We start from the raw sequence: 12,072 nt of genomic DNA, 5'->3' as shown, positions 1-12,072 counted from the left end.
ACGCGCCCATCTCGCGAGGATCGCCGATAGAACCAAACAGCTGAGGGCGACGAGCGCCCTCCGCAGGGAATCACCAGAAGTCGAGAAATTCGCCGGGCTTCCGGTCCGGAATCACGTCGTCCGGCAGGATGTCCCAGTCGAGGCGCGTCTCGTCCGGATCGGCGTCGGTCTCGAACCCGGGGTCGTTGGCCGGCGGGCCGCCGCGTTCGGCCGGGGGCGGCGCGTCGTGAGCGTGGGTACCGTCGGGGTGTGGAACGGTCCAGACGTGCAGCATGCACGGCGTCCGACACGGGAGCGAGAGGTTCCCCTCTCGGTAGTCGCGTTCGTACACCTGACGGTAGTACTTCCACGCGAAGCGGCCGGGGAGGCCGCGGTGGTGGTGCCAGGGCGAACACCGACGCTCCGCGGCGGGCGAGTCGTCGGTTCCCTCGCTCTCCGCGTCCTCTCGCGCGTAGAGCGCGGGCGGCCGCTCGAGCGGGTCGCCGTCGACGGTGGCGATAAACATGACGCCGATGGGTCGCCAGAACTCGTTGTCGACGAGGACCGCCTCGGGACGGTCGGGATCCAGGACGACGTCGTCGCCGATGTGGCCCGGGTGCAGCCAGTGTGACCACCCGTTCTCGGACTCGAGGCGTGCGGCGTCGAAGTACGGAACGAAACCCCGATCGATCAGGTCGCCGACGGTGGCGTACCGGCGTTCGATCGCTGCCCTCGCTCGCTCCCTGAGTTCGACCGTTTTCGAATGGTCGTCCGCACACCCGTCCGTGCTCGCACCGTCGCACGGGGCCGCGTCTGGTTCGATCGTCGCCTCGGGGCAGCGTCGACTCGAGCGTTCGGACCGCGTCGCCGACGCGGTTCCGATCACGGACGAACCGCCTACCGAACCGGCGGCCGCGAGCAGCGTCCGGCGCCGAATCGTCGAGGCGTCACGTTCGCTGACCATGCTGATTGTTAGCACAGCGGTGCGGATTGTAAATCGTATCGGCGATCGATCGAACTGTCGGTCAGTCCGGACGGTCACCGTCGCTCCACCGAACGCGCCCCGCGTACTGCACCGTCCGACTCGCGTACCGCACTTCCGGCTCGACCAAATTCGGTCGTCGTCGATCTCGACTACTACCGGTTCGGTGACGCCGTTAGAACAGATCCTGCGTAATCTCGAGCGTCTCCTCCCGGTCGTCCCAGTCGACGAAGATGGCCACGCTGGTCGCCGACGTGATAAGGTCGTGGACGTTGATGCGGGCGTCCGCGAGCGGGCCGACGATTCCCTGGATGACCCCTGGCTGGTTCGGGAGTTCGCCGCCGGTGACGCGGACGACGGCGAGCGGGGCGTCGACGGTGACGCTCGAGAGTTCGTTCCGGGCGATGACCTCGCGATGGAGGATGTTCTCGGCGCGCTCGGATGCTTCTTCGTCGACGTAGAAGGTCACCGAGTCGAGGCCGCTGGCGACGGCGTCGATGTTGATGTCGCTCTCCCCGAGGGCGGCCGACAGCGACTGGAAGACGCCCGGTTTGTTCCGAATCGCGCGCCCGGCGACGGTGAGACAGGCCAGGGGTTCCTCGCGCATGTCCACGAGGCTCTGGAACTGGCCCTCGATGTTCGTCCCGCCGGCCAGCAGGTCGCCGTGCTGGTAGTGGACGACGCGAACGCCGAGTTGTCCGTGCTTGTACGAAAGTGCGGAGGGGGCGACGACTTCCGCGCCGCGGAACGAGAGGTTACGAAGTTCGTCGACGGATATTTCGCCGACGTTACGGGCGCCCTCGACGACCCGCGGATCGCCCGTCATGACGCCCTCGACGTCGGTCACGATGACGACCTCGTCGGCGTCCATGTAGTTGCCGAGCATGACCGCGGTCGTGTCCGACCCGCCGCGGCCGAGGGTCGTCACGGAGCCGTCTGGCCCCTCCGCAAGGAAGCCCGTGATGACCGGCACGGTGTCTCCGAGTTCCGCCGAGAGGGCGGCCGCGCGGCGCCTGGTCTCCTCGACGTCGACCTCGCCGAACTCGTCGGTGATGACGGGCCAGCCCTCGCTCCCGGGTTCGTAGAAGGCGGCGTCGACCCCGCGAGCGGAGAGGGCCGCCTTGAGCATCCGGACGGAGGTTCGCTCGCCCATGCTGACGATCTGGGCGCGGTCGGCGTCGTCGGCCTCGAAGGTGATCTCCTCGAGCAGGTCGTCGGTGGTCGAGCCCATGGCGCTGGCGACGACGGCGATCTCGTGGCCGTCGGCGACGGCGGCGGCGATGGAGTCGGCCGCGCGATTGATCCGGTCGCCGCTGCCGAGGCTCGTCCCGCCGAACTTGGCTACGACGCGCATCGACTCACCCGCGCGGTCGACGGCGTCACGGTGGCATCGCTCATATGCCAGACCGTTACCAGAGCGGCCAGATAACTGTGTCCCTCCGTCGCATTTTTACCGTCGTCTGGTTGCCTCGAGCAGCCCCCTCGACCCCCGTCACTGATCGCCTTCGTCCGTCGAATCGGCGCGGGAAATTGACCTCACGACGAAAGCGAACGACCTCAGGCAGACGACGACTCCCGGAAGTACTCGTCGCGCTCGAACGGTTCGTCCTCGCCCTCGACGGCGATCACGTCCAGGGCCGTCACCTCGGCGCCGACCTCGAGCAGGCCCGCCAGGCTCGGCTCCGTCCGGCCGTTGTCGCCGCTGATGAGTTCCTTGATGTAGAGGCCACCCTCCCCGTGGACCGACACCTCCGCGCGGGTCGGCTCAAGCAGGTCGCCCTCGATGGCGTGGACGGTGCGCTCTCGGGTGAGGCTCGCCCGCCGGTGGTCGACCCGCTCGGGCGTGTACTGCTCGAGGGTCGCTCCGTCGAGCGCCTTGAGGGCCGCGTCGAACGTCGCCTGGTCGACGGGTTCCTCGAACGTGACCTGCGCCCGGTAGCGCTTGCTCGCGTCGTGTTCCTTGACGCGCTCGACCATCTCGTAGGTCGCCAGGCGCAGTCCCTCGACCTCGACGGACCCGTCGGCGGACTCGTTGATCGCCGCCTCGAGCGCTTCCGGATCGGGCGATCGTATCCGCGGGTGTTTCACCTCGAGGACGAACGGCCGACCCGTCCCGAGCATCAGGGCGTCGACGTCCTCCCGGCCAGCACCGTGGAAGGTGCCGGACTCGCCGTCCATCGCGTCGACGACGTGGGGACGGACGAACTGCTCGACGCTCTCGTCGTAGAGGTAGCCCGAGCCGCCGCAGTACTCGCAAGGTTCCTCGCCCTCGTCGCCCAGCTGGACGCCGTCGCCGCCGCACTCCCGGCAGGGCCACTCGGTCTGGGGGATGTCGCGCTCGAGTTTGCGGTAGCGGCCGTAGACGAACGCGGGGTTGACCTGCAGGTCGACGGCGTGGCTCGTCACGGACACCCCTGCGTCGCCCTCGCTCGCGCTTTCGCTCTCAATCTCGCTCTCGCTCTCGAGCACCTCGAACGGATCGAACGCCTCGAGGTCGATCACCGCCAGCACGTCGGGGCGCTCGACCTCGAACGCGGCCCCGGTCCGAGCGCCGACCCGGCGGCCGACCTCGCGGTTGAACTCGCGTTTCAGCGGCTCGCCCGCGTCGAGGTCGAAGCCGGCGTCCTCGCGGAGCAAGCGGTCGTTCTCCTCGACCAGCGGCGGAACGCGCGTTCCTACCTGGTACGTGGCGAAGTCGATTCCCTCGAGGGCCGCGACGACGGTGTCGGCGACGGCGTCGAACGTCCCGCAGTACCCCTCACAGACCCAGCAGTCGAGCGGGTCGACTGGCTCGAAGTCCTCGTCGTCGGCCAGCGCGACCGTCGTCCGCAGCGCCCGCCCCCGTTCGGCGTTGGTCAGCCCGAAACTCCGGTCGGCGACGGGCCTGCCCAGGCAGGCGTCACAGACCGGTCCCGACGCGAGGAGCGCCCGGGCGTCTTCCGTGAGCGTCATGTCCCGGTATGGGGAGGCCGGGGGTAACACGCTTTCCCTTCCCGTTCGGACTCGAGTCGCGACAAAACCGTGGACCACGAATGGGAAACTGGAGAGCATAATCCGACACCCCGCGGAAAGCCAGTTCACTGATAGGCGATGACTTTTACACGCCTCTGGCCCGTCTCTCCTGTATGACCGACCCACGACCGAGCCGTCGCCGCGTCCTCTCGATGGCCGCCACCGGCGCGTTCGCCGCCGTCGCGGGCTGCGCCGAACCCGGCTCGTCCTCGAGCGCGGTGCCGTTCGACCAGGGGAACACGACCATCGACGTCGACCAGGAAGACCGGGCCGACGGCTCGGCGTACACCGAGGTGTACGAGGCCACGGGCGATGCCGTGACGCTCGTCCGCGTGGCGGAGAACGGCCAGGACGGGAGCCGGATCCCAACACAGGGCGAGGGATCGGGGTTCCTGTACGGCGACGGCTACCTCGTGACCAACGACCACGTCGTCTTCAGCAACACGGACGTCGACGTCTCCGTCCAGTACGCCGACGGCCGCTGGACGAGCGGCGAGGTGATCGGTACCGACTTCTACAGCGACCTGGCCGTCGTCGAACTCGAGGAGGTTCCCGAGTCGGTGACGCCGCTCTCGTTCGCCGAGGAACGGCCCGTCGTCGGCCAGGAGGTGCTCGCCATCGGTAACCCGGTCCGTCTCGATGGCTCGATGTCCCAGGGGATCGTCAGCGGCGTCAACCGGGCCGTCTCCCCTGGCTGGCACGACTTCTCCTACCCGAACGTCGTCCAGACCGACGCGGCGGTCAACCCCGGCAACAGCGGCGGCCCGCTCGTGGACATGAACGGCGCGGTCGTCGGCGTCGTCCACGCCACCCAGGGCGACAACATCGGCTTCGCCATCTCCGCGGCGCTCTCGCGTCGCGTGGTCCCCGCGCTCGTCGACCAGGGCGAGTTCCGCCACTCTCACATGGGAATTCGTCTCGTCCCGGTCGATCCCACGCTCGCCGAGGCCAACGACCTCGAGCGCGCCCAGGGGGTGCTGGTGGTCGAGACGCCGGACGGTGGGCCCGCAGACGGCGTCCTCGAACCGAGCGAGATCGAGAACGGAATTCCGGTCGGCGGCGACGTAATCCGAGAGATCGACGGCGAGCCGATCCCGGACAATCACGCGCTCTCGACGTATCTCGCCCTCGAGACCGACCCCGGCGATACGGTCTCGATCGTGGTACTGCGCGACGGCGAGGAGCGAACCGTCGAGTTGACCCTCGGCGAGCGACCCGAGCCGGATCTGGGTCCATTCTGAATCCGTTCTGAATCCGTTCTGAACTCGTTCAAATCGAACCGGATCGGACCAAACCGGCTCAAACGAAACCCGCCGATCCCCCGGAGAAGGCAATCCCTACGCTCGAGTACGCGGCCCTCGCTCGAGTAAGCCACCCGTACAGATCAGTTCTCGTGAGCGTCGGTATCGGTCGACGAACGGATTCGAAACGCCCGGTTGCTGAGAGAAATCCACGGAGGACGTCCGTTAACCGGTCGATAACAATAGGACCCGGTGTCGACACTTCGAACTGTCGCTCCCGCCTCAGCCATGAATCCCCCTCACTCGAGCCGTACCGTACCGCCTGCTCGCGCCAGTTCGGTCGACGGGCCCCGCACCCGTCGAGCCACCGACGCGACAGTGACCGCATTCCCCCCGAAACAGGAGATGCCGTGACCATGTACCTCGGAGAGACCGTGACGACCGTCGGATTCTGGGTCGGCACCCTCCTGCCGTTCGTTTACCTGCCAGTGTTTCTCACTGGCCTCAACTCGACGACCCGACTCGGCGTCTTCTTCGCGCTCGTCGCGTTCAACGTGCTCGCGCTCGTCGTGGGCCACGACTATCCGGGGTCTCAGCCCCAGTAGCGGGTTTCCGGTTTTCCAATTTTCGGTGGGCGATTGATAGTCCTGGGCCGCCAACCACACGATATGCAGGTGTACTGCCAGGGCTGTGCTGGCTGTTGCATCGACTGGCGACCGTTGCTCGAGTCCGATCAGCGAGACGCCATCGAGCACGAGCGACGTGGCCTGGGCGTCGTTCCGGACGAGGAGACTGCGGAGGAAACGGAGACGGAGGCGGGAACGGAAACCAGAACGGATGGCACCCCGATTCGCCGTCGAAACGCAATCGACGATGTCTACAACCTCGTGCCGCTCACCCGCGACGAGGTCCGGGCGTTCCTCGAGGCCGGGTTCGGCGACGTACTGATCCCACGGCTGTGGGAGGCCGACGCGGTCGACGAGTCCGTCTCGATCGATGGCCACGACGTCGCCGCCATCGCCGGCCGCCCGGCATTCTTCGTCGGACTCAGGAAGCCCCCGAAGCCGGTCGCCCCGTTCGGCCGCGAGGACGCCGACTGGTTGCCGACCTGTACGTTTCTCGACCCCGAAACCCTCCAGTGTCGCATCCACGGCGACGACCTGTATCCTGACGAGTGTGCAGAGTACCCCGCTCACAACGTCGCGCTCGAGCAACAGACCGAGTGCGAACGCGTCGAGGAGGCAATCGGTGGCGAGCGGATACGGTTCGAGGACTCGAGCGGCAACGATGTGGCCGACTCGAGCGACGATGAGCAAGGGAGCGGGAGAAAAGAAGGCGTCACCGTCGACGTCGAAGCCACCGACGGCCTGCTCCTCGGCCCCCAGGCGATCGGCCAGAAGCTGTTCGTCCACCCCAATCCCGACGCCCTCGAGGGACGGCTCGAGCGCCTCGTGTCGGGCGACCTCACGACCGAGGACCGGGCGGCCTTCGTCGCCGTCGCTGCCGCCTCCGCGCCCGGGACGCTCGCGATTTCCGACACCCATTACGACCAGGCGTACGAGCTGGTCCTGGAAGCCGACTCCTGGGCGGGTTCGGCCATCCGCGAATGGGAACAGCGCGCGTCGGAGACGTCGGCCGACCCGTCCCAGGGCGAGGCCGTCGAAGTCGCTCGCGGCGCTCCCGAGACGCCGGGATGGCCCGACTCGAGCGAGGAGTAGCGGTCGCTACGGACGGCTCTCGAGGGGCGGTAACGTCGAAAATGGGCCGCGGCCCTCAGTTCGACTTTATCTCGCGGAACTTATCGAGCAACGCATCGGCGGAGTCGCCGGAGTCGTACTCGATCGTTCCCTCGTGGATCGTTCGTTCGTCGTCGAAGTCGGTGTCAACCCGGGACACCTGGCGTTCGCGGCGCTCGTGTTCGTCTTCGTCATAGGCACCCATTGACATGGCAAGTACACTCATTGTAGGAACGATCGCCATATGAATGTAACGGTCGTTCACATCACCACTTCGGAAGAAAGGAAGACGTATGCCGGTTCGGTCCGTAGGATCGCTCGTGGCACGGCCGCTTCGCTTTCGATACTCGCCCCAGCGCTGGTCCGACCAGCGCGTTAGACAGGAGATTTTCAACCCGCTGAACGGCAATATCGGGGCTCGAGACGCCGGTCCGTGGTACGCCATCGGCGGTTCGTGGGACACCCACCGATTCGAGATGGCCAACGGCGACGTCGCCCTCTTCGCTCGCTCGGACGACGACGCCTACTGGATGGGCAACACCGAGACCCCGTCCTCGCTGTGGCGAACGGACAAGTTCGCCTGGGAAGACGTCCCCTACCAGGTCGCCCGGTGGGCCCAGCGGGAACTCCTCGCGACGCTTCACGAGCGCGAATCCTGGCTGGCCGACTACCCCTACCTCTCGTGGTTCTTCCTCCCAGTATTCATGTCCAAAGACGGCCGCAAGTCGACCCGGGCATTCTTCCGCGAACACGCCGCAGGCTTCCCGGACGCAGGCCGGCGAGAAGCGACACGCTTTATCGAAGAAATCCTCGAGACCGGCGCGCTCGACCCCTACCGCGACGTGATGGCGGGCAAACTCGGCACGAGCCCACACGTCGACCGAGTTCGCATGAGCGCGGCGATGGCAGAGTTCATCGCGGCGAAGATTCTCGTCGACGCCGGCTACGAGATCACGCCCGAAATCGAGGTAACGACGGGCCACTCGCTCGATTACCGGGCCGAGGACGCCGCGACCGGCACGAACGTGCTGGTCGAGGTCACCCGTCCCCAGCCCCCGGCCAACCGCGCCGCCGCGGGCCCCGTCGCCGCCGTCAGGGACACCGCGGAGACGAAGACCAGCGGCCAGTTGGCAAATCACGGCGGCGGCGCGACGCTCTTCGTGGACTGCTCGAGTTTCCCCGACGACGCCTGGGCGGCCGTCCGGGGCGAACAGCCGGACGTCCGCCACCGGCCCGCGGTGGTCTACCGCGCTCGCCCCGACGGGCGTGTCGAGGGGTATCAGAAGGGGTCGGTACCGCTCGACCTCGAGGACGCGATTTCGTTCGTCGGTTGACTCTTTACGAGCGAGTCTGATTCTCGAGCGTGGACTGATACTCGAACAAGCCTGATGCTCGAACGAGTCTAATTCTCGGTAACGATCAACTTTCGCTATCCGCCAAAAACGATGGGCTCGAACGGCACCTAGAACGACATCGGCACGGGCGCGTACGGACTGCCGAGCGGCGTCGGATCCCGGTCGGAGTAACCCACTCGGCCGACCGCCTTGTCGCTCACCGCGGAGTAGACCGCCAGCTGGGCGTCATCGGCGGACTCGAACGTCTCGCCCTCGAGGCGGCCGAGTACGTCGCCGAGTTGCTCGGACCCGTTCGGGAGTTCGAGGTCCTGGTCGCCGTAGGCCTCGATCAGTTCCTCCGTGGTCGCGGGGTACTCGTGGGCGTCGATGAACTCGCCGGTTCGGTTACGGAACATCACACCCAGACCAACCTGAACAATAATTATAAATATTGTCCATAAACATCCCCCAGGAGGGTCGTATTCCTTTGATTCATTAATGACCCTAGAGTGTAGCCGTCGGTCGACCCCGCTCTTGCTCGAGGGAGGAATTAGCCATTGGTATAGAAGATATAGTAACGGTGTCTGATCGACGTGCTCATCGATGGCCCTCGAGACGAGCGGGCTGTCCGTCCGAACTGACAACCGCTTTAACGTCAGGCCGTCAGCACCCACTATGCCCTACGCCGACCTTCACGTGCACACGACGCGCTCGGACGGCAGCCTCGAGCTCGCCGACGTCCCCGCGGCTGCCCGCCGCGCCGACGTCGACGTCGTCGCCATCACCGACCACGACCGCCTCCAGCCGTTCGACGAAACGGCCGTCGAGCGCGACGGCGTTACGCTCGTCCAGGGGATCGAACTCCGCGTCGAAACCGACGGGGGCCAGCGCGTCGACCTGCTCGGCTACGGCGTCGAACGAACCGACGCCCTGGTCGCCGAAACCGAACGCATTCAGCGGAATCGGCGCGAACGCGGGCGGAAGATCGTCGAGAACGTGGAGGAACGACTAGGAATCGACCTCGGTCTCGAGGTGGACACCGGCTTCGGCCGTCCACACGTCGCTCGAGCCATCGCCAGCCATCCCGATTCGGGCTACGACTACGGGGGAGCGTTCGACCACCTCATCGGGAACGACGGGCCGTGTTACGTGCCGCGAGACGTCACGTCGTTCTCGGAGGGACGCGAGATTCTCGTCGAAGCCTGTTCGATCGTCTCGCTGGCTCACCCGCTCCGGTACTCCGATCCCGAATCCGCACTCGCGCTGGCGGCCGACCTCGACGCCGTCGAGCTGGCCTACCCCTACGGTCGCGAGGTCGACCTCGAGCCGGTCGAGCAAACCATCGAGCGCTACGACCTGCTCGCGACCGGGGGGACGGACGCTCACGAGACGGAACTGGGTGTCGCCGGGTTGTCGCAGGCGGAGTACGAGGCCCTGGAGTTACCGAAACCCATCGAGAGCGTCTGAGCCGCTGGTCACTTACCGCCCGGTCTCGTTTTCGGACGGTTCGTCTAACTCGTCTCGAGTCGCCTCCTTCGCGTCCTCGAGCCACTCCGGAACCGTGACGTTCAGGTCGGGGTCACCGACGCGAGCGGTCGACAGGTCGGTGACGACGGTGAGCGTCTCCTCACGCTCGACCTCGTACTCGAGGCGGTAGTCCCGCACGTAGCCCGCTTCGTGGACGACCATCCGCATCGAGACGTTCTCCGTGTCGTAAGTGCGCTCGTCAGGATCCGTCGACTCGAGGACGTAGTACGTGTCGTCCTCGATAGTTGCGCGGGAAACCGAGACGTTCTCCATCGACTCGAGACCCGATCGAATCGTTCCCAATCCGAACAGTTGCCCGGGAACGGTATCAGACCGGTCGTATGCGACCGATCCATCCATCCGATGGGCGCGGACGTAGGTTTCGTTCTCCCGCCAAAAATCCAGTCTGATCACGAAATCCTCGTGGAGAGGGTTGACGTACTCGTGGCCGAGCGTCGACCCGTCAGCGTCGACGGTCGCGTTTAACCGGTACTCTCGAGCGACCGAGCCGTTGGGTCGGGTCCATCTGCCGGTCTGGTTGATCCTGAAACTGCGTTCGGATAGCGTTTTCTCGTGACTCGCGGCCAGTCCGTGTGGATCCGTCACGCCCTCGCTCGTGAGTCCCGGAAGCAGTTCATCCGGCTCCGCGGGCTCCGGATCGACCGGTTCGTCGACGCCGTAGGGTTCCCGGTCGGGGTCTTCGACACCCGAGCCGAACGCGCTGCAACCGGCGAGGAGGACGACCAGGAGAATCACGAGACCAGCACGGAGGGCACCCTGCATTACTGACCTGTATTGGGGGTGTCATCTTACGCGTTTGGGTTGGGGGGCGTCGTGTCGGCAGACGTGGAGTGGGCCCGCCGGACGAGAACGGAGGGTTCAATGCAACTGGTGCCATACTACGCCGTATGAACTGCCACTACTGCGACCAGGAAGCCGCTTTCGCCGCCGAGTCCGACGGGCTCAGGGTCGGCCTCTGTGAGGAGCACTTCCGGGAGCGGTTGCAGGAGCTCGCCGAGGCAGACGGGCTCGAGACGCTGAAAGAACGGGTCAACGTCGATCGCGCGGAGTGAAAAACGCCGTTTGCGTCCCTTCTCAAGCCGTGCGACCTGCGTCTACGTCGATCGCATCTACCGGACAGACGTCGACACAGAGCATGCAGTCGATGCACTGGGCCTCCTTCGTCGGTTCGGCCTTCTGCTCGCTCTCGGGGTGACCTGGCGTGTCGACCCAGGTGAAGACGTCGACGGGACAGTCCTCGAGGCAGGCCCCGTCCGCGATGCAAATGTCGTAGTCGACGGCGACGTGGGTGCCGTGGATCCCGAGTTGTTCGGGTTCGTCGACTGGCCCCCAGACGGCGACGCCGTTCTCCTCGCCGACTTTCTCTCGATTCTCGTGGAACTGCGGATCAATGGCCATTGCTAACATCCACATCGTCCGACGGGCCCTTAACTGTATCCCTCCATTTATATACTCCGTCGTGAACTCTCGAGTTAGGCAAGCCTAAAAGTGCAGGACGGGAACGTCTCTCGAGTTTTTGACTAGTCTTCGCTGCAGTGGCCTATATATTGGATGAGAAGGGAACGTGACCGGCTAACCGATGATCTCAACAGACCGGCTTCGGGTTCGCTCCCAGCCCCTCGAGGGTCTCGACGTACTCGCCGTAGGCAGCCTCGATCGCTCCCGTCGCGGCGTCCTGGGCCCGGTTCCAGTCGTCCTCGGATTCACAGACCGTCGAGAGCACCTCGAGCGTCGCCTCGCGCTGGGTCTCGAGGTCGTCGCCGAAGTCCCGGAAGACCTGGGCGGTCCGTGGGTCGGCGCTGCCGACGAAGAAGCCGACGGTCTGGCTCTTCGAGCGGTCACTGGCGAGGATGCGGCCGAGGAGGCCGCCCAGCCGCGAGGCGGTGTCCTCGCGCCCGCGGAGGAACTCGTGGAGCGCGGGCGTCTCCGCGTCCTCGGGGTCGTGGTCGTCCTCGAGGAGGTCGGTAACGGTCTCGTAGTGGTCGTGTTCGTCGCTCGCGGCCGCCGCGAAGACCTGGCGAGCACCGTCGTGGGATTCGTCGTCGGCCCACGTCTCGAACGTCTGCCAGGCGGCGTACTCGGCGTCGGCGGCCGCCCGGAGGACGGGTTCGGTGTCGATGTCGCCCTCCGTCGCGGCGTACAGCGACTTCGAGGAGCCGAGTCGCGAGAGGGGAGTCCGGTTCTCGTCTTCGATGGTTTCGAGGAAGGTGTCGGTGTCGGTCATGGGTCTGCGTAAACGA

Annotated in this window: 14 protein-coding genes; 6 read left to right on the top strand and 8 right to left on the bottom strand. The window is 66.1% G+C overall.

Annotation, left to right across the window (positions count from 1 at the left end):
- Positions 1 to 70 precede the first annotated feature (70 nt).
- The 3 genes from ACFQS4_RS16930 to ACFQS4_RS16920 all read right to left on the bottom strand — a co-directional run bounded on the left by ACFQS4_RS16930 (position 71) and on the right by ACFQS4_RS16920 (position 3,913).
- On the bottom strand, positions 71 to 943 hold the full coding sequence (locus ACFQS4_RS16930) for a hypothetical protein (protein WP_500194657.1): 873 nt from the start codon (positions 941 to 943) through the stop codon (positions 71 to 73).
- Positions 944 to 1,136: 193 nt separating this feature from the next.
- Complete coding sequence (locus tag ACFQS4_RS16925) at positions 1,137 to 2,315, bottom strand: aspartate kinase (protein WP_254158428.1); 1,179 nt, start codon at positions 2,313 to 2,315, stop codon at positions 1,137 to 1,139.
- Positions 2,316 to 2,518: 203 nt separating this feature from the next.
- The gene (locus tag ACFQS4_RS16920) at positions 2,519 to 3,913 is read right to left on the bottom strand and encodes a tRNA pseudouridine(54/55) synthase Pus10 (RefSeq protein ID WP_500194653.1); all 1,395 of its coding nucleotides are present in this window, start codon (positions 3,911 to 3,913) and stop codon (positions 2,519 to 2,521) included.
- A gap of 173 nt (positions 3,914 to 4,086) precedes the next feature.
- Here ACFQS4_RS16920 and ACFQS4_RS16915 point away from each other — a divergent pair, with 173 nt between their 5' ends.
- From ACFQS4_RS16915 to ACFQS4_RS16905, 3 genes are all read left to right on the top strand, one after another.
- Positions 4,087 to 5,214, top strand: a complete 1,128-nt coding sequence (locus tag ACFQS4_RS16915) for a S1C family serine protease (RefSeq protein ID WP_500194651.1) — start codon at positions 4,087 to 4,089, stop codon at positions 5,212 to 5,214.
- A gap of 416 nt (positions 5,215 to 5,630) precedes the next feature.
- Entirely contained in the window at positions 5,631 to 5,819 is a 189-nt protein-coding gene (locus ACFQS4_RS16910) for a DUF8028 family protein (RefSeq protein ID WP_500194648.1), read from the top strand.
- 63 nt (positions 5,820 to 5,882) lie between these two features.
- Positions 5,883 to 6,932 (top strand): YkgJ family cysteine cluster protein, encoded by a 1,050-nt coding sequence (locus ACFQS4_RS16905; RefSeq protein ID WP_500194646.1) that lies wholly within the window; start codon positions 5,883 to 5,885, stop codon positions 6,930 to 6,932.
- Positions 6,933 to 6,987: 55 nt separating this feature from the next.
- On the opposite strand, the gene ACFQS4_RS16900 is transcribed toward ACFQS4_RS16905, so the two are convergent.
- Positions 6,988 to 7,161, bottom strand: a complete 174-nt coding sequence (locus ACFQS4_RS16900; RefSeq protein ID WP_253438040.1) for a DUF5786 family protein — start codon at positions 7,159 to 7,161, stop codon at positions 6,988 to 6,990.
- 109 nt (positions 7,162 to 7,270) lie between these two features.
- Between ACFQS4_RS16900 and ACFQS4_RS16895 the strand changes: the two genes are divergently transcribed.
- Positions 7,271 to 8,284 (top strand): DUF5784 family protein, encoded by a 1,014-nt coding sequence (locus ACFQS4_RS16895; protein ID WP_500194644.1) that lies wholly within the window; start codon positions 7,271 to 7,273, stop codon positions 8,282 to 8,284.
- A gap of 128 nt (positions 8,285 to 8,412) precedes the next feature.
- On the opposite strand, the gene ACFQS4_RS16890 is transcribed toward ACFQS4_RS16895, so the two are convergent.
- On the bottom strand, positions 8,413 to 8,700 hold the full coding sequence (locus ACFQS4_RS16890; protein WP_500196644.1) for a DUF5789 family protein: 288 nt from the start codon (positions 8,698 to 8,700) through the stop codon (positions 8,413 to 8,415).
- A 259-nt stretch (positions 8,701 to 8,959) separates the two neighbouring features.
- Between ACFQS4_RS16890 and ACFQS4_RS16885 the strand changes: the two genes are divergently transcribed.
- A complete protein-coding gene (locus ACFQS4_RS16885) occupies positions 8,960 to 9,751 on the top strand; it encodes a PHP domain-containing protein (protein WP_500194642.1) in 792 nt (263 codons plus the stop codon).
- Between the two features lie 12 nt (positions 9,752 to 9,763).
- On the opposite strand, the gene ACFQS4_RS16880 is transcribed toward ACFQS4_RS16885, so the two are convergent.
- Positions 9,764 to 10,594, bottom strand: coding sequence for a hypothetical protein (locus ACFQS4_RS16880; protein ID WP_500194640.1), 831 nt, complete (start codon positions 10,592 to 10,594; stop codon positions 9,764 to 9,766).
- A gap of 125 nt (positions 10,595 to 10,719) precedes the next feature.
- Here ACFQS4_RS16880 and ACFQS4_RS16875 point away from each other — a divergent pair, with 125 nt between their 5' ends.
- Positions 10,720 to 10,884: a DUF6757 family protein gene (locus tag ACFQS4_RS16875; protein WP_253430648.1), complete on the top strand. Its 165-nt coding sequence runs from the start codon at positions 10,720 to 10,722 to the stop codon at positions 10,882 to 10,884.
- A 22-nt stretch (positions 10,885 to 10,906) separates the two neighbouring features.
- Here the strand turns inward: ACFQS4_RS16875 and ACFQS4_RS16870 are convergent, their stop codons facing one another.
- Both ACFQS4_RS16870 and ACFQS4_RS16865 read right to left on the bottom strand, forming a co-directional pair.
- Complete coding sequence (locus ACFQS4_RS16870; RefSeq protein ID WP_312910084.1) at positions 10,907 to 11,230, bottom strand: 4Fe-4S dicluster domain-containing protein; 324 nt, start codon at positions 11,228 to 11,230, stop codon at positions 10,907 to 10,909.
- 187 nt (positions 11,231 to 11,417) lie between these two features.
- Positions 11,418 to 12,056, bottom strand: coding sequence for a rubrerythrin family protein (locus ACFQS4_RS16865; RefSeq protein WP_500194637.1), 639 nt, complete (start codon positions 12,054 to 12,056; stop codon positions 11,418 to 11,420).
- Positions 12,057 to 12,072: the final 16 nt, after the last annotated feature.

Source organism: Saliphagus sp. GCM10025317, from assembly GCF_042663665.1.
In the GTDB taxonomy this organism is placed as follows: Archaea; Halobacteriota; Halobacteria; order Halobacteriales; family Natrialbaceae; genus Natronosalvus.
Note: the sequence above shows the minus strand (reverse complement) of the source record. Positions and strands in the feature narration are given on the sequence as shown.